This window comes from Brevibacterium sp. BDJS002, assembly GCF_028201555.1.
Classification (GTDB): domain Bacteria; phylum Actinomycetota; class Actinomycetes; order Actinomycetales; family Brevibacteriaceae; genus Brevibacterium; species Brevibacterium aurantiacum.
Map to the genome: position 1 here is coordinate 3,342,880 of NZ_CP116392.1, position 23,489 is coordinate 3,366,368.

Sequence of the window (23,489 nt, forward strand, 5' to 3'; positions counted from 1 at the left end):
TCACTGCGAATCACAGAGAGGAACTCATGAGCACTGACTGGAAACGCTTCATCCTTCCGTCGGCTGTCTGTGCCGGAGCAGCCACGCTCGGTGCACTCGGCACGAAGGTCGACTCTGATTGGTATTCGAACCTGAAGAAGCCTGCATGGCAACCACCGGGCCGGGTCTTCGGGCCCGCGTGGACAACCTTGTATTCGTTGACAGGATTAGCATCGGGCCGCGTTCTGAACCGCTTGCCGAACAGTCGGGACCGACGAGCGTATCTGGGTGAGTTGGGGGCGAACATGGCAGTCAATGTTGCATGGAGTTGGCTGTTCTTCTCCGCTCGGCGTTCGGATGCCTCTCTCCTCACCTCGGCCGTATTGGAAGCATCGACGCTGAGACTGCTGACGAAGGCTGCCAAAGTCGATCGGGTGTCGGCTGCAGCGCTCGCACCGTACGCGGCGTGGGTGGGATTCGCGACAGTTCTCAACGCGGAGATCCTGCGTCTCAATCCGAGCGGTCGCTGATGGGCACGACCGACGAGGACCTCACTCTGGTGTGGTTTCGTGATGACCTGCGCGTGAGTGACCACGGAGCACTCACTGCGGCGCGTGCCGATGGCCGCGTCATCGCCGTGTGGATTCGTGAGGCTCGCGACAGTCAGGGACTGGGGCCAAGACCACTGGGCGGGGCCAGCCGGTGGTGGGCGCACGAATCGTTGGCAATTCTCCACCAAGAACTCTCTGATCTGGGAATTCCTCTGCTCTTCGCTGCAGGAGAGGCGGCTGCGATCATTCCGCAGCTGACCGGCAGCCTCGGCGTCGGCGCGGTCCGGTGGTCGCGCCGTTACGCCCCCGCCTCCCGGGCTCTCGACAGCCAGATCAAGACCGTACTCCACGAGCAGGGCCTCGCTGTCCATTCCCACACCGGGTCTCTCCTCGTCGAACCTTGGACGGCCGCACCTCAAGGTGGTGACCACTACAAGGTCTTCACCCCGTTCTGGAAAGCCGTGTCAGGACGCGAGGTCGGTGACGTGCTGCCGACGCCCGAACCACAGTCACCAATCGACCGGTCCCTGGTGGAATCCGCGCGAGACTGCACAGCCGTAACCGACCTCGACGGACTGGGACTCCTCGACGGCACAGGGACCGGTTCAGGGCATTTCGCTGCAGTCCACGGCCCCCGATGGTGGCAGGACACCATCGCCTGCCACTGGCTGCCGGGAACCCGGGCCGCTGCCGACCAGCTTGACGATCTGGCGGTGGGCATCGACGGCTACAGCTCTACCAGGGATGTTCCCTCGGATGCCAACAGCACCTCTCGACTCTCGCCGAGGCTGCGGTTCGGAGAACTGTCACCGCGGCAGCTCCTCCACGCCGCCCAGACGACAAGGTCCGTCACCCCAGACGACCGCGCAGCATGGGTCCGTCAGCTCTACTGGCGCGAATTCTCCTGGCATCTGACCTATCACTACCCCGACATCGACTACACGCCGATCAGGCGTGAGTTCCGAAACTTCCCCTATGAAGACGACGATGAGGCTCTGGCCCATTGGAGGTCGGGGGCCACAGGCTATCCACTCATCGATGCCGGCATGGCCCAGCTGTGGGAGACCGGGTGGATGCACAATCGAGTTCGGATGGTCACGGCGAGCTTTCTCACCAAGAACCTCCTCCAGCATTGGTGGTGCGGTGAGCAGTGGTTCTGGGATGCTCTCGTCGACGCCGATGAGGCCAACAATCCGGTCTCCTGGCAGTGGGTCGCGGGAAGCGGAGCCGATGCCGCTCCCTATTTCCGAGTCTTCAATCCCGAACGCCAACGCGAACGCTTCGATCCCGATGGCGCCTACGTCGACGACTGGCTTCCGTATCCCCCAGCAGCGGCGCCTGCTCCCATCGTTGACCTCGCGGATTCCCGACAGGCCGCGTTGAGTGCCTACGATCGGATGAAGAATATGTCCGCAGGAGCTGTGTCCGCAGAAACTGTGTCCGCAGGCGATGACGATACGAAGGCGGTCCGATCATGAAGGTGCTTCTGGCAGGATGTGGTGATCTCGGAACTCGTCTGGGCCTGCGGCTGGTGCGAAGCGGCCATGAGGTCGTCGGTGCACGCCGGCACCCCGAGCAGCTTCCCGGCTCGTTCGAAACGCTTGCGGTGGACCTCGGCAACCCCGGTGACACCACCATCGACGGCATCGATGCAGTGGTCATCACGCTGACTCCCGATGACTATTCCGATGCGAGTTATGAGCAGACGTATCGCCGTGGAGTCGAGGGTCTGATCAGCATCCTGACGTCCCGGCCCAAGCGGGTGATCCTCGTGTCCTCGACTCGGGTCCTCGGCAGTGCGTCGCCTGGCGAGACCGCTGATGAGGACACTGTGCCCCGGCCTGAGTCGGGTCCTGCACGCTCTCTCTGGGAGACAGAGAATCTGATTCGCAGCACGTTCCCTTCCGCCTCGATCGTTCGGGCCGCCGGGATCTATGGTCGCGAGGGTTCTCGCCTCGTCGACGGAGTCCTCTCCGGCCGAGCAGTGAACTACCGACGGTGGACGAATCGCATTCACTACCGAGATCTCATCCGAGTCTTGGAAGCTCTCCTGTTCACTTCTGACCCGCCGCAGCTGTTACATGCTGCGGACTCGTGTCCAGTTCAGCTGGGCGAGGTCGTGGGATTCCTGGCCTCCTCGCTGAACGTCTCGCCTCCGCCAGACCTGACGGAAGAGTCCGAGGTGGGAAGACGGATTGAGAACACTCGGCTCCGTCACTTCATCGGATCGTTGGATTTTCCAACGTTTCGAGACGGATACCGGCACCAGTTACGCGATCCCGCGCCGGCGCGCCTAAACTGAGGTATGGCTGATTTCAACACAGGCGACACCGTGACGATCACCGGCGAACCCATGAATGGCAACACCGGCAAGGTCGAGGTCTTCGACGAGGAACGGGGCAAGTACCTCGTTCGGGTCAATGACCTGGCCCAGCACTACTACAGCGCAGACGAACTCGAGCAGTTCAACGGCTGAGACTCTGCTGCGTCGAAGGTGCCGCCCTCGACCGGCAAGGGGCCCGGGCTTGAGTCTCCTCGGATGTGTTTGAGAACCAGTTCAGCGCTGATCAGGCACATCGGCACACCGACACCGGGTGCCGTCGTTGCACCGGCGTAGAAGAGTCCCTCCACCTTCTTGGAGGCATTCTGCTGGCGGAACATCGCGCTCTGCCGCAGCGTATGGGCAGGCCCGAGCATCCCGCCCAGCCACGAATTGAAGGTGCTGGAGAAATCCGTCGGGCCCTGCGTCTGCCGAAATCTGATCCGAGCTCTCAGGTCAAGAATGCCTGCCCATTGCGCAATCTGATCGATGGCTCGATCCGCCGCACGCTCGATGCGCGGATCTCCCTGCCCATCGCTGCCACCTGCGCCCAGGCCTGCATCAGCGGGCACGGGTATGAGGATGAATAGATTCTCGTGATCGGGTGGTGCCACGCTGGGATCGGTGTGGCTGGGTTTGCACACATAGGCCGATGCCGGGGAGGAGATCTTCGGTCGAGGGCCGAAGATGTCGTCGAAGTTGGTCGACCAGTCGTCGGTGAAGAACAGCGAGTGATGGGGAAGCTGCGGGACTTCTCCCTCAATTCCGAGAAATACCAGAATGGCGCCCGGCCCGCTCGTCACCTTCTCCCACCAGCTTGCAGGGAAGCTCCGATCGACTGGATCGAGGAGCTGAGTCTCCGTGTGGTGGAGATCAGCGGCGGAGACGACGATGTCACAGCGGTGTTCGTGCTTTCGGCCCTCGTGATCCGTCCAGACGAGACCGGTGGCTTTCCTGCGTCGACCGCTGCGCGGGACGGCAGATATGTGCTCCACCGCGGCGTCGGTGTGCACGCGGACTCCGGACTTTTCGACGATGCGGGTCAATGCGTCGACGATGGTTCTGAATCCTCCCATCGGGTATCGGACCCCGTCGTCGAGATCCAAGGCACTCATCAGGTGGTAGATCGCAGGTGCCGTCCGCGGGTCCGTGCCGAGGAAGATTGCCGGGTATTGGAGGATCTGTCTCAGCACGGGATGCCTCACCGAGGCGGAGGAGAAGCGTTCAAGCGATGTGCCGAGCTGACGAACCAAGGTCGGGAGCGCGGTCATGATCTCTGGCCGAAGCATCGATATCGGTGAGGTGAAGGGATTGTAGAGAAAGTAGTCGATCGCCATGTTCTTGGTGCGGTCGGCCGATGCCAGGTATCGGCTCAGAGAACGGCCGCTGCCCCTCTCGACGCGTTCGAATACCTCGAGCACTCGAGCTCTGCCCTGCGGAATCGTGATCGTCTGCGCTGGTGGGGATGTCGAGCCGGGGCTGAATACGGTGTAGGCCGGGTCAAGACTGCGCAGATCCAATTCGGCACTCGCAGAGGTCCCGACGAGGTTGAAGAAATGTTCGTAGACCTCCGGCATCAGGTACCAGGAAGGCCCGGTGTCGAATCGATAGCCGTCCCGCTCGATCGAACCGATACGACCGCCGAGCGTGGAATTCTGCTCGAAGAGGTCGACGGTGTGTCCTTCGCGTGCCAACAGGGCTGCGGTGGCGAGGCCCGCCGCACCTCCACCGATGACACCGATGCGCTGTGTCATGGCCGTCCTTCCCTTGCAGTGGACAGGATGGCTCGCGATGCCAGACGCATCTTCACCACGTTGGGGATGCGCACACGCTCCTGATAGAGGCGATCTACGGGAGTGAGCGCGATCCTGTCGTTGAGAGAGGCGAAGAGTGCGGCAGCACTTCTCACTGCTGCTCTGGCGTCCTTCGGCAGCAGCGAGAACGTGGCCTGAGCGTCTGCGAGCTGTTGTCGGATGATGATCACCCACGCGGTCTTGTCGGAGTCTGAGAGTCGACTCTCAGTGGTGAGGTAGCTGCGATGGAGGCGCACACTGTCGTCGGCCAGATCGCGGAGGAAGTTGATGTTCTGAAACGCCGCCCCGAGCTGCCGCGCCCCGAATTCCAGCGTCTCAACCTCGGTGGGGGTGCGGTTCTGGTCGCTGAGGAAGACCTTGAGGCACATCAGGCCGACCACCTCGGCGGAACCGTAGACGTAATCCCGGTGTTCGTCCGCAGGGAGACTGCGGACGGGGGCACTCGGGGCGCTCAGATCTGCCCGCATTGAGGCGAAGAACGGCTCGATGAGATCAAACGTGATTCCGGTAGTCCTCGCCGTCTGCGCAAACGCGTGGATGACGAGGTTGTCGCTGATGCCGAAGTGCAGTGCGCTGCGGGTTGCGGCAGCGAAGTTGTCCAGCAGCTGCCGCTGCTCGCCTGCATCGAGTCCAGCATCAGCGGCAAGACCATCAACGATCTCATCGGCGATCCGCACAAGGGCGTAGATGTTGCGGATGTGGTGCCGATAGGTGGGCCCGAGGAGTCTGGTGGCCAGGCCGAAAGACGTCGAATAGTTCGAGATGACGACTTTGGCCGCCTGCTGGGCCGTGTGGCTGAACACTTCGTGCGTCTGCGGGAACATATTCGTTAGCTTAGCTAACGAATTCCTTTCTGACGTCGCCCGGGGTGAGATTTCTTCGCAGCCGCGGCAATGTTCTTCGCCATGGCAGGGAAGATGAGTCGATGAAATGGTGAGACGAAGGTCCAGTAGATCCGACCGCGAACTCCTTTGGGAATGAAGATCGCCCGCTGCCTGAAGTCGCAGCCTTGACCGGCATCGGTGGTGGTGAATTCGAGCCAGGCTCTGCCCGATACCCGCATCTCTGCCCGCAGGAGCAGTCGACGCTCAGGCTCGAGCTCTTCGACTCGCCACCAGTCGACCGGGTCACCGACCCGAAGCCGATCCGGAAGTCTCCGCCCGCGGTTCAGGCCGGCGCCGCCGACGATCTTGTCCCACACGCCCCGTACCCGCCATGCCAACGGCCACGAGTACCAGCCGTTCTTCCCACCGATGCCTTCGATGACCGGCCAGAGCTGTTCGGGAGTCAGATCAGGGAAGTGCAGTGTTCGATCATCGGTGAAGACGCGCTCTCCTGCCCATTCGGGGTCATTCGGCAGCGGCTTCGCCGCCTGGGCAAGCCCTCCGGCGTCGGCATCCCAATTGGTGTCGACGGCCCCTTCGGCTTCGCGCAGCAGAGCCAGACGCACGGACTGCTCGAAGTCGAGCATCCCTTCGGGCGGTGGAGCGATGACCTCGTCGACATCACGGTCCTTGGTCACCGCGTCCTCCTGCAGCGACTGGACGAGCGGCAGCGTCAGTGCGAACGGCAACGGGGTGACGAGTCCGACCCAGATGCCGGACAGTGTGGGTGCAGGCAGAGGCAGTGTGAGGACGTGCCGGGGTTTGAGTCCGGCAATCGCAGCGAATCTTCTCATGATCTCGGCGTACTTGAGAACATCATGGGATCCGATGTCGAAGGTACGGTTGACGTCGCCGCCGATGTCGACGGCCTTGAGGAGGTAGTAGAGCACATCACGGACCGCCAGCGGTTCGACGTGATTGCTGACCCACCTCGGCGCCGGCATCAGTCTAAGTGTCAGGGCGAGATGACGAACCATCTCGAATGATGCCGAGCCTGATCCGATGATGATGCCTGCCTGGAACGCGACGGCGGGCACAGGCGAATCGAGGAGAATCCGGCCGACCGCCGCTCGCGAGCGCATGTGCATGGACAGGTCCGTCTTGTCGGGGTGGAGTCCGCCGAGGTAGACGATACGTCGAACACCGGCGGCTTCTGCCGCTTCGGCTACCCGCCTGGCCGTTGCGGCCTCCTTGTCTTCGAAGTCACGCCCCGATCCCATCGAGTGGACAAGATGGTGGATGACCTCAGCTCCGGTTGCGGCCTCGAGGAGGCCGTCTCCATCGTCGAGATCGACGCGATGGATGTCGACCTCGTCGGCCCAGGGCACCTGTTCGAGCTTGTGCGGCGATCTCACGGCAACGCGAACGTGGTGGCCGGCCTGCAGAAGGCGAGGGACGAGCCTCCCCCCGATATAGCCGGTGGCCCCGAGCACAAGAACGGTTCGCGGGAGGGGCGAGGGGTCAATGGTTTCGGGTTGCGATTGCGCCATTCTGTCACCATAGGCAATATTCGCTAGCTTGGCTAGTAAAAGCCGGAACTGCCTTGGTTGGCAATCGACAGTAGCGGCTTCACGACCACGCGACGCCTCAGTGTGCGTGCACCCAGAGATCAGCTCGCGTCACCGGCTCACCAGGGATTCGCCAGCTGCCACTGCTCGAACCAGTATCTGTCGCCCTGATAGTGGGACTTGGAAGGCTTGCAGCCCTTGAGGTCCGAATGCTCGCCCAACCAGGTGCGCACCAGGCCAGGCACCTCTTCCATCCGGTGGCGCCAGTCGTCGAGCGGCAACAGCAGCACCGTACCGTCTTCTGCCGTGAGGCGGCACGAGTAGTTCGGCAGCCCCTCGGTGTTCTGGGAATGCGTATAGCTGATCTGCTCGCAGCCCGTGGTGAGGTAGAAGCGGATGTACTCCCCCGAAACGTCTGAGCACAGCGACTTGAAGTCCTGGTACCGACTGAGCCATTCCGGTCGCTGATATTCGTTCATACGTTCTATTATGCTCTGCTTTCGGTCAGGCGTGAAGCGTGCGCGTCAACGCGGCTCTCAGCAGCTGTCAGTCTGAGGATTCCGAGAAATTTCGCGAATCGTCAATCCAAACGCACGAACCCTCCGAACCAGTTCTGCTTGCCCGGTGCAGATGATCTGCACGCCGTGTCAGGAAAGGACAGGGACAATGTTGAGCCTCAAACGCACAGGTCTTCGGACCATCGGCGGTGCCGCAATCGCAGCTCTCGCCGTGATGGTCGGAGTCTTCGCCGCCCCCGGCGCAGCTTCGGCAGCTGAATCACCACAGACAGATTCTGCAGACACCTCCAGCTCACTGATCGAAGGACCGCTCATCGATCTCGGAGATCTGATGAACCTCATCGGCTCGATCAACATCGGACAGTTCCAGTAACCGTCCTTCTGCCGTTTCAGCAAGACCGCATCACACTCTCGCGTTCGAAAGACACAATGACTGAAGACTCCCCCCGCATCGAACTCACGTCCGCACAAAGAGGCATCTGGTATGCCCAGAAGATCGAACCCGACAACCCGACATTCCAGATCGGGCTGTACGTTGAAATTCTCGGGCCTCTGGACGTCGATGTCATGCGACGTGCCGTCGGCACCACCGTAGCCGAGGCCGATTCGCTCAACGTCGTCTTCGGCGAAGACGAGCAGGGAGTCTTCCAAAAGCACGGCTCGCCTCGCAGTCACCTACACTTCCATGATCTGCGAGGCGGGTCGGTCGACGAATCCATGGCAAAGGCCCAGGCCCTCATGGAAGCCGACCTCGCCACCGTTCACGATCTCGAGACCGGTGAGCTGCTCAGGTCTGAGCTGTTCCACCTCGGCGAGGACCATTGGATCTTCTACCAGCGAGCCCACCACCTCCTCGTCGACGGCTACTCTGCCGTGCTCATCCTGCGACGCGAGTCGCAGCTGTACGGCGAGCTGGCTGATCCTGCCGCACAGCCATCGGATTCGCCCTTCGGCAGCCTGGAGGCCCTGGTGGCCGAGGAGGCGGACTACCGGGTGTCACAGCGTTTCCGCACGGATGCCGACTTCTGGTCACAGACCATCGCCGAGTCGGAGACCGCCACGGGCTTGGCGGGACGTCCGCCTGCCTCGGCGAAACAGCTGGTCACGGCCAACGCCGACATACCCCCGGAGCTGGCCAGGCAATTGGCGAGTGCCCAGTCGGCACCGACGCTCATCCTCGCAGCGGCTGCGACCTATCTGCACAGGATGACAGGTCGGAAGACCGTCTCCGTGGGCCTGCCGGTGACGGCCCGGCGCAGCGCCCTGGCCAAATCAGTGCCGTCTATGATGTCGAAGATCCTGCCGCTGCAGCTGACCACTGCACCCGAGACCACCTTCCCCGAACTCCTTGAGAGCACGGGTTCTGCCCTGCGCTCGACACTCATCCACCAACGATTCCAATATCAGGAGCTCGATACCGACACGAGCTACATCGGGCCCTCAGTCAACATCTTCCCTGCCGTCGATGACATCAGCTTCGGTCAGGCTCAGGCCTCCCTTCATCTCCTGTCCACGGGGCCCGTCGATGATCTGTCGATCATCGTCCACGGCCTGGGAGCGGACCAGAACACCTCCGGCAGGGACTCACGAACTGCGATCGTTCGGCTGGAGGCCAATGCCGAGCTCTACTCCCAGGAGAGCCTCGCCGATCACCTCGGACGCTTCCTCTCCGTCCTCGCCCAACTGGATCCCGGTCACGCTCAGTTGGATCCCGGTCACGCTCAGCCTCTGGCGGGATTGTCTCTGCTCGACGACAGCGAAGCAGACGAGGTCATCGCCGGCGGACAGGGTCGAGTCCAGGACATCCCCCACCACACCGTGGTCGACGAATTCGTCAGCCATGCGCATCAGACCCCCTTCGCCTCCGCCGTGGTCGCCGATGACGGGCATCTCAGCTTCTGCGAACTCGATCGCCGTTCGACACAATTGGCCTGCCATCTTCGCCAGCAGGGCGCCGGCCCGGGCACACGCGTCGCCGCACGCATCGGACGGACCACGGCGATGCCGGTCGCTGTGCTCGGGGTCCTCAAGGCGGGAGCTGCATTCGTTCCTCTCGATCCCGATCATCCGGCGGCCCGAATCGAAGCCATGGTCGCCGACGCGGCCCCGGCCCTTGTACTCAATTCCTCACGCGTGCCCGGCCCTGACGGAGAGACCACGATTCTCACAGACCGACCTGTCATCGACCTGGATTCGGACGTGCTCGCCGCTGCACTGTCGTCCAGGACCTCGCAGGCGGCACCGGGGGCCACTCCGGCACCCGACGACCTCGCCTATGTGATCTTCACGTCCGGGTCGACCGGCCGACCCAAGGGCATCGGCGTCGAACACCAGTCGCTGCTCAATCTCTTCCTCAGCCACCAGGAGACCATCTTCGCTCCGGCCGCGGAACGCCTCGGTCGCGGGCTGCGGGTGGCACACACCGCAGGGATATCATTCGACGCCGCATGGGACCCGCTGCTGTGGCTCTTCGCCGGGCATGAACTCCACCTCATCGACTCGCTCACCCGCCGCGACCCAGAGGCCCTGACGGCCTACTTCACCACCCATGGCATCGACTCCATCGAGACGACGCCCTCTTTCATCAAGGCTCTGCTGGCTCACAGCAGCTTCGGCGCGGACGGCCACCCCAGCGTCGTCGCGTTGGGCGGAGAAGCAGTCGACAGCGGACTCTGGAAACAGCTGGCCGCGCGTGAAGGAATGACCGCCTACAACCTGTACGGACCGGCAGAGACCACCGTCGACAGTCTGACCGCAACCATCGCTGCCGATACGTCGCCGATCCTCGGCCAGTCCGTCACGAACACTCGGCACTACGTCCTCGATTCCCGGCTGGCCCCTGTGCCCGAACAGGCCACCGGAGAGCTCTACATCGCGGGGCTCAACCTGGCGCGCGGCTATGTGGACCGTCCCGGTACGACATCTGAGCGCTTCGTTGCCGACCCGTTCGCCGACGATGGTTCGAGGATGTACCGTACCGGAGACATCGTCCGCCGACCCCTGAACGGCGGCATCGAGTTTCTGGGCCGCGCCGATGAGCAGATCAAACTGCGCGGCTACCGAGTCGAACTCTCTGAGGTGGAACTCGCCCTGCAGTCTGATCCCAGGATCAGTTCGGCCATCGTCGAACTCAGGCAGAACCAGGCCGGCTATGCTCAGCTGCTCGGTTTCGTCACCTCTCCCTCGCAGCTCGATACCGCCGAGGTGCGCCGAAGCATAAAGACCCGTGTCCCGGACTACATGGTTCCCTCGTTCATCATGCAGATTGAGAGCATTCCACTCACAGTCAACGGCAAACTCGACCGCCAGGCCCTCCCCGAACCGGAATCGACTCGTTCCGAATCCGAAGCGCCGAGAGACTCCCAAGAACGGATCGTGGCCGAGGCCTTCAGCGACGTGTTGGGCATCGACTCCGTCGGCATCGACGATGACTTCTTCGAACTCGGCGGACACTCGCTGCTCGCGACCCAATTGGTCGCCAATCTGCGCACGAGCTTCGCCACTGCACCCGCCCTGCGCGAAGTCTTCCAACACCCCACCGTCCGCGAGCTCAGCGCCTGCTTCGACCCGAAGGCCACCACCGACGAAGCCGGTCATGAGCTCGTCGCCGCAGACCGACCCACCCAGGTACCACTTTCATATGCCCAGGCTCGTCTGTGGTTCATCAACCAGTTCGATACAAGCTCCGCGGCGTACAACATTCCGCTGACTCTGCGCATGCGCGGACGACTCGACGCCAATGCACTGCAATCGGCCATCAATGACGTCATCGTGCGGCATGAGAGCCTGCGCACCGTCTTCCCCTGGACGGCTGGGCAGCCCGAGCAGGTCATTCTCAACCCGGCCAACGCCCGCATCGCTATGTCCACGGTCGGCGTCAGTGAAGGGCTCGTCCACCACACCGTGGAAGCTGAGGCCACCCGAGGATTCGACGTCTCCATGGAACTTCCGATCAGGGCCCTCCTCATCAGGCTCAGCGAGGATGATCATGTGCTGATGCTGACTCTGCACCACATCGCCGCTGATGGCTGGTCACTCGGCCCCCTGGCCAGAGACCTCTCCACCGCCTATCGCGCTCGCGGGCAGGGTCGGGCCCCGGCCTTTCCCCCTCTTCCTGTGCAGTACGCCGACTACGCCCTGTGGCAGCGAGAGACCCTCGGAACCGAGGAGGATCCGAACAGTGCGCTCTCGCACCAACTGGCATTTTGGAAGGACACGCTGGCCGACGCGCCCTCTCAGCTGCGCCTTCCCACCGATCGGACCAGAAGCGCGGCGAACTCAGGATCTGTCTCCCGAGCAATTCCGGTCGACATCAGTCCCACGGTCCATGCCGAACTGCGCAGACTCTCCATCGAGCGCAACGCCAGCCTGTTCATGGTGCTGCAGGCGGCATTCGCCGTGCTGCTGGACAAGCTCGGTGCGGGCAGCGACATCCCCATCGGCACCCCCGTCGCAGGCAGAACCGAAACCAAGCTCGACGAACTCGTCGGGTTCTTCGTCAATACGCTCGTCCTGCGCACCGACACCTCAGGCAATCCGAGTGCTGCCGACCTCATCGACCGAGTCCGCGGATCCAACCTCGCGGCCTACGCCAATCAGGACGCCCCGTTCGAGCGCGTCGTCGACGAGCTCGACCCACCGCGTTCTGAAGGTCTTCACCCCCTCTTCCAGGTGATGCTGACACTGCAGAACACGGCGCCTGTCGATATCGACATGGGCGACCTCAACGTCGAGCCGGACTCCGGCCCGCGGGTCTCGGAGGCGAAGTTCGACTTACTCCTCGATCTAGCCGAACGCCGTGGTGAAGCGGCCGGGATCATCGGCTCCCTGGAATTCGACTCCGCACTCTTCGACGACTCCACTGCCCGCGAAATCGCCGCCAGGTTCGTGGCCGTGCTCGAACAGTTCGCCACCGACCCGAACCGTCTCCTCTCCGACGTCGAGGTGCTCAGCAATGCAGAGCTCGACACTATTCGGCAGGAGAGCCGCGGAGCCGATCGCGAGCGAGTCGAGACGACGATCATCGACGCGCTCGAAACAACTGTCAACCGTCACCCCGAGCGGACCGCGCTCGTGGCCGAAGGCACCACACTGAGCTTTGCCGAATTCGGGGACCGCGTGCACCGCTACGCCTGCGCGCTCAGCCAGCGAGGTATAGGTCCCGGTCAGCGCGTCGCAATCGCCCTGCCACGATCCGCCGATGCCGTCATCGTGCCCTTGGCGGTGCTGAGCATCGGAGCCATCGCCGTTCCCATCGACCTCAGCTACCCGCAGCAGCGGATCCGGCTGATCATCGACGTGAGCGACCCGGTCGCCGTCGTCATCGACTCCCCCGACGTGCCGGTGCGACCCGGCACAGCCATCTCCACCGCGGATCTGTATGCCGACCCAGCCTTCGCTCGCGGAGACGACTATCGTCCCAATCTCGATGACCGCGCCTATGAGATGTACACATCAGGGTCCACTGGAACGCCCAAGGGCGTGGCCGTGCCCCATCGCGGGCTGGCCAATCTCCTGGCCCACCACCAGGAGACGATCTTCGCCGAGGCAGGCCTGGGCGAAGAGTCGATCAGGGTCGCACACACCGCAGGTCTGGGTTTCGACGCCGCCTGGGACCCCGTGCTCTGGCTCGTGGCCGGAGCGAGCCTGCACATCGTCGACGAGGATGTGCGCCGAGATGCCGAGGCGCTCGTGGAGTTCTGTCGTGAGCAGCAGATCGACGCGCTCGAGACCACACCTTCATTTGTGCGTCAGCTGATTGCCTCCGGCCTCCTTGACCGCATCGGAACCATCGAATACGGCGCCGATTCCGTCGATCGCGGCAATTGCGGCGATCACGCCGATCACGCCGAGGGCCGTGTCGAGACGCAGCATCGCAGGGCCCCTGCGCTGACGATCGCCCTCGGCGGAGAACCCGTGCCCGATGACCTGTGGCGCGATCTGGCCCAGCACGCGGGTGTGCGAGCCTATAACTTCTACGGGCCCACCGAATTCACCGTCGACTCCATCACGGCGAAGGTCGAAGGAGAGCACACCACGATCGGCCAACCGATCAGGAACGTTCAGGCTCTGGTCCTGGACCAGCAACTTCGCGAAGTTGCCCACGGCGTCGTCGGCGAGCTCTATCTCGCAGGGGACGGAATCGCCAGCGGCTATGTCAACCGCATGGCAGAGACCTCACTGCGGTTCGTCGCGAACCCGTTCTGCGACGGCGAGCGCATGTACCGGACGGGTGACCTGGTCCGTCGAACCTCGGACGGGCGCCTCGACTTCATCTCCCGTGACGACGACCAGATCAAGCTGCGCGGATACCGGATCGAGCTCGGAGACGTCGAGAATGCGCTGACCGCCTGCCAGGGCGTCGAACAGGCTGCGGCCATCGTCGAGAACCTGCAAGACCCGCAATCGGCACGACTCATCGGCTACTATGCCGGCGACGTCGAGGAGGGCGCCATCCGCGACCATCTCGTCCGCTGGCTTCCGGCACCGATGGTCCCACCCGTGCTCATCCCGGTCGACTCGATTCCGCTGACATCTCACGGCAAACTCGACCGCAGTCGTCTGCCGGTTCCGAACCTGTCGGGAGTCCGGTCCTCACGCGCCGCCCAGACCCCGGACGAACGCACCATGTGTGAGCAGTTCTCGCTCGTGCTCGAGGCCGAGCACATCGGACTCGACGACGACTTCTTCGAGCTGGGCGGTCATTCGCTGCTCGCCGTCTCCCTCATCGGTCACATCCGTGAGGCATTCGACGCCGACCTTCCGCTGCGAACGATCTTCGATGCTCCCACCCCCGCGGCCCTGCTGCGCCGCCTCGATGCCTCGTCCCGCAGCCTGCCGACCGAACTGGACGAAGTGCCGACCCGGCTGGATGAAGGGCGATCAGCACACACCGAAGAGGCGCCCACCGCTGACCCAGGTCCCACTTCGGGGCTGCGCCTGTCCGAGTGGAAGCGCTCTTCCCAGGGTGCTCGCCCCCACGCAATCCCCTTGTCCTTCGGGCAGGCGAGGATGCACTTCCTCAATCAGCTCGACACCAGAGCCTCTGACTACACCATCTCTCTCGCGGCTCGTTTCGAAGGGGACCTGGACCCGGATATCCTCGGCCAGGCTCTGAACGAGGTCATCACGCGCCACGAGATCCTGCGCACCATCTATCCGACCGTCGATGGCAGTCCTGTCCAGCAGATCCTGCCACCAGATGCCGGTCACGGCCTCCTCGATCGCCGCACCACCTCGTCGCCGGCCGCAACCACGGAGGCGATGGCGAGGGAAGCCGCCCGAGGATTCGACCTCAGCACGGACCTGCCGCTGCGGGCGGTCCTCTTCACCGAAGGAAGCCAGTGGGTCCTTCATCTCGTTATGCACCACATCGCCACCGACGGAGCGTCCTTGAACCCGCTGACTCAGGACCTGGCCACCGCCTATGCCGCACTGTGCGGCTCCGCCCAACCGATGCGACGCAAACTCGACGTCCAGTACGCTGACTTCGCTCTGTGGCAGCGGCATGTGCTTGAAACACAGACTCTTGTCGGTGACGATCGTCCGCTCCTGGAGCACAGAACCCAGTTGTGGAGTGAGCAGTTGGCCGGAATTCCGTCCGAAACTCCGCTGCCCGCGGACCATCCTCGTCCGCATACCGCCCGTCAAGCCGGCCGTCACCATCACTTCCGCCTCGACGACCGCACGACGCAGCGACTGGCTGCCATCGCCGCCGAGGCGGGAGCCAGCCTGTTCATGGCCCTGCACGCAGTGCTCTCTGGGTTCCTCAGCAGAGTCGGTGGCAGTGAGGACGTCGTCATCGGCTCGCCCAGCGCCGGACGTTCGGACCCGGAGCTCGAGGACATGGTCGGGCTCTTCGTCAACACCGTCCCGATCCGCACCGATGTCTCCTCCCAACCGGATTTCCACACCCTGCTGGCGCGCACCCGAACCGCGGTGATCGACGCACTGGAGCTCGACGACGTACCATTCGAGCGGCTGGTTGAAGCCATCAATCCGCCTCGGGTGCTGGGCCGCCATCCTCTGTTCCAGACCATGCTCTCCCTGGAGAATACAGCCTCTCCTCTCCTCGACCTCCCGGGAGTCGACACGAGCATCGAGCCGGAGGTTGAGACCGGAGACGCGAAGTTCGACCTCTCCTTCACGTTCCGCAGAAACGCCTCAGGCAGGTCGACTCCCGAACCTGGCCTGGACGTCGTGCTCGACTACAACTCCTCGATGTTCGAGGCTGCGACGATCAGCGACATGTGTGAGAATCTGTCCCGGTTCGTCACCGAACTCGTGGCGAAGCCCGAGCGGCCGATCACCGACATCGGCCTCCTCGAGACCGCGGAGGTCACTGCCGCAATCGACCAACTCGCAGGTCCCGTCCCTCCGGGTTCCCTGCCGATGGTCCTCGATGTCTTCGCCACCACTGTGCGTCAGCTGCCCGAGTCCACCGCTGTGGACTCGGCCGACACCTCGTTGACGTTCCGGCAACTCGACGAGGCCTCCGATCTGCTGGCCCGCGAACTCCTCAGGTTCGGTGCCGGGCCAGGGTCCACGGTGTCCGTGCGGCTGAGCCGCGGCGTGGGCATCATCGTCGCCACTCTGGCCGTTCTCAAGTCCGGTGCTGCCTACAACCCGATCGACATCGACTACCCTGTGGCTCGCACCACTGCGATCATGGCCGATGCGACGCCGAGCATCGTCGTGGCCGAAACCGGAACCGCGGAGGAGCTGGCACCTGTCCTCGCCGAGGCTGGGATCGCCCCACCCGTCGTCGAGATCTCGGCCCTCGACGGCACGGTCGACGCTGCCCGCTCGGCCCGGACGTGGCCGGGCTCGATGGCTGCGGCACCGGAGCAGACGCCTCCGGCGGGGCAGCTCGTTCCTGTGGCCTATGTGACCTTCACCTCCGGCTCGACTGGACGGCCGAAGGGCGTTGAAGTCGGCCACGATGCGCTGGCGAACCTGCTCGCCTCCCACCGCGCCACCTATCTGCCGACCCCGGCCACCGGTGCCGAGCAGATCACGGTGGCCCACACCACAGGTATCGGCTTCGACGCCGCATGGGACCCTCTGCTGTGGATGATGGTCGGGCACCGCGTCCACATCACCTCCACACAGGTCCAGCGCGACCCACAGCAGCTGGCACGCCTGCTCCGCGATCTGCGAATCGGGTTCTGGGAGACCACTCCCAGCTACCTGCGTCAGCTCAGAACAGAGCCGGACTTCCTGGAGCTGATCGACCAAGCAGCCAGGGCAGACGCTCCTGTGACTCTCGCCCTCGGCGGTGAGGCGATCGATGAGGACCTCTGGGACTGGCTGCGCGAACGCCCGGGCATCAGTGCCTACAACCTCTATGGCCCCACCGAGACCACTGTCGACGCCTTTGCCGGGCCCGTCGAAGCCTCGGCGACTCCGGTTCTCGGCTCGGCAGTCCACCACATGCGTGGCTATGTGCTCGACGAGCGACTCCACCATGTGCCGGCCGGGACGATTGGAGAGCTCTATCTTGCCGGGCGCCAGTTGGCACACGGATACCGAGGCCGGCCCGGACTGAGCGCCGAACGCTTCGTCAGTGATCCCTACGGCGAGCCAGGTGAACGCATGTACCGGACCGGGGACCTCGTCGTTCGTCATCACAACGGCAACCTCAGCTTCCTCGGTCGCAGCGACAACCAGATCCAACTCCGCGGTTTCCGGGTCGAACTCGGTGAGGTCGAACGCGCACTGCGCTCGGCCCCGAACGTCAAGGACGCACTGGTGAGAGCATCCGGTGCTGATGCCGCCACCATGGCGCTGGTCGGCTATGTCGTGGCGGCTGGGACCGATGCCCCGGGAGCGAGAGGGTCGCGTGAAGACCTCGCCGATGGGGCTCGGCGACATGTGCGATCAATGGTGCCGAGCTATATGGTCCCGCCGCGGATCGTCGTCATCGACGAGGTCCCACTGACTGCGCACGGCAAGATCGATGAGTCGGCGCTTCCCGACCCATCACAGGCAGAGGTCGGGTCGCGTTCGGCACCTCGCACGCCTCATGAGGAGACTGTGGCCGCCATCTTCGCCGAGGTGCTCTCACTGCCCCGTGTCGGGATCGACGAGTCGTTCTTCGAACTCGGCGGTCACTCCTTCCTCGCCCGACCGCTCATCGCAGCCGTCAACGAGGCCCTCGGTGCCGAGCTCTCGGTCCAGTCCCTCTTCCGCTCACCGACCGTCGAGCAGTTAGTGGCCGAAGCCGGCCAGGAGACTGCTGATTCGATCGGCGACAGTCTGCAGCGTCTGCTTCCGCTGCGGACGACGGGCACGAAATCTCCTCTGTTCACGGTGCATCCGGCCACCGGCATCAGTTGGGGCTTCGCGACGATGCTCCACGGCCTCGACTCGCAGCGTCCGCTGATCGGCCTGCAGATGCCGGGGCTGGCACCACAGAACCCGGAGCAGATCACTGCTCACACGCTGACCGAGCTCGCCGACGATTACATCATGCAGATGAGGTCGGTGCAGCCGGAGGGACCGTATCACCTGCTGGGATGGTCCTTCGGCGGCATTCTGGCGCATCGCCTGGCCGCGCGGCTGCAGGAGCTCGGTGAGGACGTTGCCTTCCTCGGGATCCTCGACGCCTTCCCCGACGGGCAGGGTGCCGAGGAAATGGTCGTGGGTCCGGAACTGTGGGCCGACTACCTCGGCGCCAATCATCCCAGCGTTCGGGTCGGTACGGACGACCTCGAGGACGAACGGTTTTTGGAACTGCTGCGCGAACTCGGCGATCCGCTGGGCAACATCTCGACTGAGACCATGACGGCGATGACCGACGGGTTCTTCACCATGTCCCGGCTGATCCAAGAATCTCCGGCGGAGAGATTCGTCGGCGATGTCCTGGTCTTCACAGCAACCCAGGATGTTCCGCCTGGCACCCCCACTGCCGAAGCGTGGCGGCCCTATGTCTCTGGTCACATTCACGTCGCCGAAGTCCCGGCACGACACGCAGACATGCTCACGGTGCCTGCGCTTCGAGAAATTCTTCCCGTGATGGCAATCCACTTGGACGATGACGCCGAACCACAGATGTAAGCGTTACATCTCACCAGCAATCGACAGGAGATGAGGAAAAGTGCAAAACCCCTTTGATGACACCACCGCCACTTTCCGTGTACTCGTCAACGACCTCCAACAGCATTCCCTCTGGCCGACGTTCGCCGATGCGCCCGCTGGCTGGGTCATCGCCTTCGGTCCGGCCGACCGCGATGAATGCCTCGAATTCGTCGAGGCGAATTGGACGGACATCACTCCGCGCAGGCTCGCCGAGATCGCGTCATAGTGATCCGCATTGACCAACTGAGGAAGAACTACGGCAGCTTCAGAGCCTTGGACGGAATCGACCTGCAGGTCGAGCAGGGACAGATCTTCGGGTTGCTGGGGCCCAATGGGGCAGGCAAGACCACCACGGTCAAGGTCCTGTCCACGCTGATCCGGCCCGACTCCGGAGACGCGATAGTCGCGGGGAACTCGGTGAGCGCCGATCCCACCGCCGTGCGCCGCAGCATCGGACTGTCCGGACAGTATGCGGCGGTCGATGAGAAGCTCACCGGCTACGAGAACCTCCTCATGGTCGCCCGCCTCTACGGGATGAGCCGCGCCGAGTCGCGAGCTCGAGCTCGCGAACTGCTCAGGGACTTCGCCCTCGTCGACGTCAGAGACAAACGAGCAGGCGCCTATTCGGGTGGCATGCGACGGCGTCTCGACCTGGCCTCGGCTCTGGTCTACCGACCACCGGTGGTGATCCTCGACGAGCCCACCACCGGTCTAGACCCACGCGGCAGGCTGGACACCTGGGACGTCATCTCCACTCTTGTCGGCCAAGGGACCACCGTTCTGCTGACGACCCAATATCTGGAAGAAGCCGATCAGCTGGCGGACCGCATCGCCGTCATCGACTCCGGCCGAGTCATCGCAGAGGGGACCTCGAACGAACTCAAGGTCAGCCTCGGCGCCGAACGCATCGCACTGACACTGGCCAGCCCCGATTTCCTCGCCGAGACTCTGCGCATCGTCGAACGTATCCTCGGAGGCTCGGTCACACCGCAGCGCGATTCCACGGGGCAGCACGTCACAGTCCCGGCGCCGCAGGGGCAGAAGACTCTGCTGGAGGTGCTCGGCGCCCTGGACCGAGCCGGTGTCGTCGTCACCGAGGCGGCGCTGTGCCGTCCGACGCTCGACGATGTCTTCCTGGAGCTGACGGGAAGCCCGGCCACTGCGGAACCACCGCCTCAGCCGCAGTCGGACATCGAGGTGGGAGCATGAGCACCATCACCTCGGCGACGCGCGACAGCTCCGTCATCGCCTGGCGCAATCTCCTCAACGTGGGCCGCACCCCCGGAGCACTGGTCACCGGCGTCGTGCAGCCCGTGATCTTCGTGTTCCTGCTCGCGTTCGTCTTCGGCGGCAGCCTGGGTGGAGCGCCCTATCGGGAGTTCCTCATCGGGGGGATCCTGGCCCAGACGCTGACCTTCAACTCCTCGTTCACGGCCGTCTACCTCGCCAAGGACCTTCAACTGGGGCTCATCGACCGGTTCCGCTCGCTGCCGATGTCACGCGTGGCCGTCATCCTGGGGCGAACCACCTCCGATCTGGCCACCGGCTCGATCTCGATCGTCGTGACCATGGTCTGCGGACTCATCATCGGCTGGCGCATCACCGAAGGCTTCGGATCGGCAGTTCTGGCCATCCTTCTGCTGCTGCTCTTCGGCTTCGCCATGTCATGGATCGGCGCGGTCATCGCGTTGACAGCACGCAGTGTCGAGGTGGCTCAGAGTCTCGGTCTGATCTGGCTCTTCCCGGTCACTTTCCTCTCCGGGGCCTTCGTCTCCGTCGATTCACTGCCTGGACCGCTGCAGCCGATCGCCTCATGGAATCCCGTCACTGCAGTGGCGACCAGCGTCCGCGAATTGTTCGGCAATGTCTCTCCCGCTGGGTACACCTCGGGCACGGGATGGGCGGCAGACAACCCGATGCTCTACGCGGTGATCAGCTGCGTGGCAGTCATTGCGATCTTCTCCACGATCGCGGTGTCCCAGTACCGGAGGATCAGCCGGAGGTGACCGGCGCCGGGATCGAGTACCTGGTGTGCGACATCAGCAGGGTGCGCGAGGCTCAGACGGCCCACCCATGGCTCGCCTCTCTGCTCTCACCGGCTGAGGTGGAGCGTTCCGATCGCCTGCGCCACGCATCCGATCGGATCGCCTATCGCTGCGCACATCTCGTCCTGCGCCTCGTCGCTGCTCGTCGACTCGGCGCCGATGTTCGCAGTGCCGGTGACCTGGAGTTCACGCGTCGCTGCCGCAGCTGCGGGGGCCCACACGGCAAGCCGCAGGTCACGGACGCGGAAGTCAGCCTGTCGCGCTCGGGAACCATGGTGCTGGTCGGCTCGGCGCCGCCGTCCTCACCGATCGGCGTCGACATCGAATGTCTTCCGAGCGACGTCTTCCCCGGATTCGATGACTATGTGCTGGCCCCGAGCGAGCGCACTTCCAATTGCACGGGCTCAGATCGGAGGCGTCTCGAACTCTGGGTTGCCAAGGAAGCTGCGCTGAAGACGACTGGACATGGTCTGAGCGTGGAGCCCAACAAGCTCGAAGTGGTGCGAACCGAAGTGGTGCGGACCGAAATTGTGCGAACCAGTGAGGAAACGTCAGTTATCGACGGCAGCGGTGCTTGGGCATCAGCGATCAGAGCCCCCGACTATCCGGAAATCAACGGATTGAACCTGGCCTCCGTGCCCTGTCGTCCCTCTCATGCAGCGGCACTCAGCTGCGTCGACCGACTGCCGGTCACATCGCTGACTCTGTCCGACCTTCTCGGCCAGTGACGGGACGGCCCTCAGGTCGGGGTGCCGCCGAGCATACCGGCGATCAGACCAAGCACAGCGAGGGCGGCCAAGATGATGATGAGCACACGTTTACGCATGCGTCAGATTCTACTGTGGACGCCTGGACAGCAGCTCCGTAAGGAGCGAATCATTCGGCTCTCCTCGCCGCGCGAATGAGCACCACGGCCAGCAGCGCGCAGAGCAGGTAGATCACTCCGACGACAATCCAGCCCAACGAGAATCCACCGGGCGAACTCACCAACAGCCCCATGGCAACAGGACCGAGAGCGAACCCGGTGAACATGCCTGCTGTGACCATTCCACTGGCCGAGGCCATCGAAGCCGACGGGATGGAGCGCATGAGAGCGCTCATGAGAACCACAGAGACGCCGAGCGCCGAGGTGCCGTGCAGTGCCGCTGCGAGCCACAGCATCCATGCCCAGCCGCTGACACCCGCGCCGTAGAACATTGCCGCACCGAGAACGGCGATGAGAGCAAGAAGCAGCAGCACTCGTGGCCCCGATGCACCTCGAGCCATCTGCCTGGCCCAGCCCACCCGGGCAGCCACACCGATCGCCCCTGCCACCGCCGCGGTGACACCGCCGAGGACGAGTGAGAACCCCAGCTCACGCACGGAGAACAGCGGCATGTAGACATTGGTTGCCTGAACCCCGACCCCGTTGAGCAGGCCGAAGGCCGCCAGTGCCCACACCATGCCGGGGTGTCGCGACGAGGCGACGGGAACTGCACCGACCACCTCGGCGGGGGCAGCCCCAGCGGTGGCAGTTTCAGGTTCGGCAGCCTCGGATTCGGCAGCCTCGGTGGTGTCAACAGATCGCGACGCTGGATCCGTGAGCAGCGGTGCAACGCGCAGCGAATGCCACGATAGCACCATCAGAAGGAGAGGAACGAGAGCGATGAGCAGCGCCGCGCCCCGCCAGCCGGCAGCCGCCGCCAACAGTGGAAAGGTCAGACTCGCCGCCAGCTGGCTGACCTGGACTCCCGACTGCTTGATTCCCACCCAGTTGATGCGCTTCGACGCCGGGACGCGTTCGAGAAGAATCCGATTGGTGACCCCGTTGGGGAAGGACTGGGCAACACCCGAGATGCCTGCGGCGATCAACAGCATCCAAAACCCTGCCGGGATCGCGACCAACATCAGCCCAGCTGCGGCGAGCACGAAGACCACCGTCATCAGAGAGTTGTCCGAGTGCCGGTCCGCGACCCGGCCCAAGGTTGCATTGCCGATGGCCGCGCAGGCGAAGCAGGCTGTGGCCAGCAGTCCGAATTGGGCTTCCGAGATCCCGAGATCGATGATGATCGAGTCGCTGACGGCGCTGAGCCCGTAGAGCAGCAGCGGCCCGGCACCCACGGCACCCAAGAGGACCGTCAGCAGACTTCGGCTCGGCCCCCGCTGCTCTCGTCTTTCCACTCTTCACTCCCTAAAGCTCCCTCTCAGCATGGTATGCATCTGAGTAGCTGAAGTGGTTTGAGTCCGAGTGGTGACCAGACCCGACGGGTCCGCAGCGCTGCCGCCGACCGCGGCTGCGCACGTTCAGCTCTGAAGCTCAGCCTCCACCTCGGCGGCATTGGGGGTGGAGATGAGCAGTTCATCGAAACCCCCGCTTTCGGGGATGTCGGCCAAGCGGATGCGCAGCACCGGTTCACCGACCTTCATCGCCACGAGACGACGCGTTCCGTTCGGGTGCCGATAGGTGCCGAGCTTCCGGTAGCCGGAGATATTCAGGCCCGATCGCCATCCTAGGAATTCCGAAGTCCACCCGGTGACCTCGGAGGCGCGAATCGCATCGAGGGGAACGGAATGGAAACGACGCCCGGCCATCATTCGCTCCCACCCGGGAAAGATGATCGTCAGACGATTGTTGTTGACGGTGACTCCAGTCATGGCAGGTCCTTTGTCTCAGTTGAGCGAAGTAGCCCATGAAATCAGCGTAGGCGCGCACCTTCATGGGCCACTTCCCCCTCAAGGCCGATTTGCCGCTCCTTCCCGCGGCGGATTCACAACCGGCCCACACCGATGACTTCGTGTGACTCAGAGATGA

General features: G+C 63.8%; 16 protein-coding genes. 10 read left to right on the forward strand and 6 right to left on the reverse strand.

Annotated elements, in window-relative coordinates; genetic code table 11:
* Positions 1–26: 26 nt before the first annotated feature.
* The 4 genes from PGC08_RS15505 to PGC08_RS15520 are packed head-to-tail and all read left to right on the forward strand — an operon-like array spanning position 27 to position 3,006.
* On the forward strand, positions 27–509 hold the full coding sequence (locus PGC08_RS15505) for a TspO/MBR family protein (protein ID WP_271708834.1): 483 nt from the start codon (positions 27–29) through the stop codon (positions 507–509).
* Positions 509–2,008 (forward strand): cryptochrome/photolyase family protein, encoded by a 1,500-nt coding sequence (locus PGC08_RS15510; RefSeq protein WP_271708835.1) that lies wholly within the window; start codon positions 509–511, stop codon positions 2,006–2,008. The genes PGC08_RS15505 and PGC08_RS15510 overlap by 1 nt, the downstream gene beginning before the upstream one ends.
* Complete coding sequence (locus PGC08_RS15515) at positions 2,005–2,832, forward strand: SDR family oxidoreductase (protein ID WP_009884240.1); 828 nt, start codon at positions 2,005–2,007, stop codon at positions 2,830–2,832. The genes PGC08_RS15510 and PGC08_RS15515 overlap by 4 nt, the downstream gene beginning before the upstream one ends.
* 3 nt (positions 2,833–2,835) lie before the next feature.
* Positions 2,836–3,006 carry a hypothetical protein gene (locus PGC08_RS15520; RefSeq protein ID WP_009884241.1) on the forward strand — a complete coding sequence of 57 codons (171 nt, stop codon included), beginning with the start codon at positions 2,836–2,838 and terminating at the stop codon, positions 3,004–3,006.
* Here the strand turns inward: PGC08_RS15520 and crtI are convergent.
* The 4 genes from crtI to PGC08_RS15540 all read right to left on the reverse strand — a co-directional run bounded on the left by crtI (position 2,970) and on the right by PGC08_RS15540 (position 7,535).
* Positions 2,970–4,604: a phytoene desaturase family protein gene (crtI, locus tag PGC08_RS15525; RefSeq protein ID WP_193069698.1), complete on the reverse strand. Its 1,635-nt coding sequence runs from the start codon at positions 4,602–4,604 to the stop codon at positions 2,970–2,972. The two genes, PGC08_RS15520 and crtI, sit on opposite strands and share 37 nt — an antisense overlap.
* Complete coding sequence (locus tag PGC08_RS15530) at positions 4,601–5,488, reverse strand: phytoene/squalene synthase family protein (RefSeq protein WP_096178707.1); 888 nt, start codon at positions 5,486–5,488, stop codon at positions 4,601–4,603. Before PGC08_RS15530 ends, crtI begins: the two co-directional genes overlap by 4 nt.
* 14 nt (positions 5,489–5,502) lie before the next feature.
* Positions 5,503–7,038, reverse strand: a complete 1,536-nt coding sequence (locus PGC08_RS15535) for an SDR family oxidoreductase (RefSeq protein WP_193069697.1) — start codon at positions 7,036–7,038, stop codon at positions 5,503–5,505.
* Positions 7,039–7,175: 137 nt separating this feature from the next.
* Positions 7,176–7,535 carry a hypothetical protein gene (locus tag PGC08_RS15540; protein WP_009884245.1) on the reverse strand — a complete coding sequence of 120 codons (360 nt, stop codon included), beginning with the start codon at positions 7,533–7,535 and terminating at the stop codon, positions 7,176–7,178.
* Between the two features lie 187 nt (positions 7,536–7,722).
* Here PGC08_RS15540 and PGC08_RS15545 point away from each other — a divergent pair, with 187 nt between their 5' ends.
* The 6 genes from PGC08_RS15545 to PGC08_RS15570 are packed head-to-tail and all read left to right on the forward strand — an operon-like array spanning position 7,723 to position 21,426.
* Positions 7,723–7,947, forward strand: a complete 225-nt coding sequence (locus tag PGC08_RS15545) for a hypothetical protein (protein WP_009884246.1) — start codon at positions 7,723–7,725, stop codon at positions 7,945–7,947.
* 56 nt (positions 7,948–8,003) lie between these two features.
* Positions 8,004–18,632, forward strand: a complete 10,629-nt coding sequence (locus PGC08_RS15550; protein ID WP_271708836.1) for a non-ribosomal peptide synthetase — start codon at positions 8,004–8,006, stop codon at positions 18,630–18,632.
* Between the two features lie 40 nt (positions 18,633–18,672).
* Positions 18,673–18,879, forward strand: coding sequence for an MbtH family protein (locus PGC08_RS15555; RefSeq protein WP_231442584.1), 207 nt, complete (start codon positions 18,673–18,675; stop codon positions 18,877–18,879).
* On the forward strand, positions 18,879–19,862 hold the full coding sequence (locus PGC08_RS15560) for an ATP-binding cassette domain-containing protein (protein WP_271708837.1): 984 nt from the start codon (positions 18,879–18,881) through the stop codon (positions 19,860–19,862). Before PGC08_RS15555 ends, PGC08_RS15560 begins: the two co-directional genes overlap by 1 nt.
* Positions 19,859–20,659, forward strand: coding sequence for an ABC transporter permease (locus PGC08_RS15565; protein WP_271708838.1), 801 nt, complete (start codon positions 19,859–19,861; stop codon positions 20,657–20,659). Before PGC08_RS15560 ends, PGC08_RS15565 begins: the two co-directional genes overlap by 4 nt.
* A complete protein-coding gene (locus PGC08_RS15570; protein ID WP_271708839.1) occupies positions 20,656–21,426 on the forward strand; it encodes a 4'-phosphopantetheinyl transferase family protein in 771 nt (256 codons plus the stop codon). The genes PGC08_RS15565 and PGC08_RS15570 overlap by 4 nt, the downstream gene beginning before the upstream one ends.
* Positions 21,427–21,574: 148 nt before the next feature.
* Here the strand turns inward: PGC08_RS15570 and PGC08_RS15575 are convergent, their stop codons facing one another.
* Both PGC08_RS15575 and PGC08_RS15580 read right to left on the reverse strand, forming a co-directional pair.
* On the reverse strand, positions 21,575–22,858 hold the full coding sequence (locus tag PGC08_RS15575) for an MFS transporter (RefSeq protein ID WP_271708840.1): 1,284 nt from the start codon (positions 22,856–22,858) through the stop codon (positions 21,575–21,577).
* Positions 22,859–22,981: 123 nt separating this feature from the next.
* Positions 22,982–23,332: a hypothetical protein gene (locus PGC08_RS15580; protein ID WP_271708841.1), complete on the reverse strand. Its 351-nt coding sequence runs from the start codon at positions 23,330–23,332 to the stop codon at positions 22,982–22,984.
* Positions 23,333–23,489 lie beyond the last annotated feature (157 nt).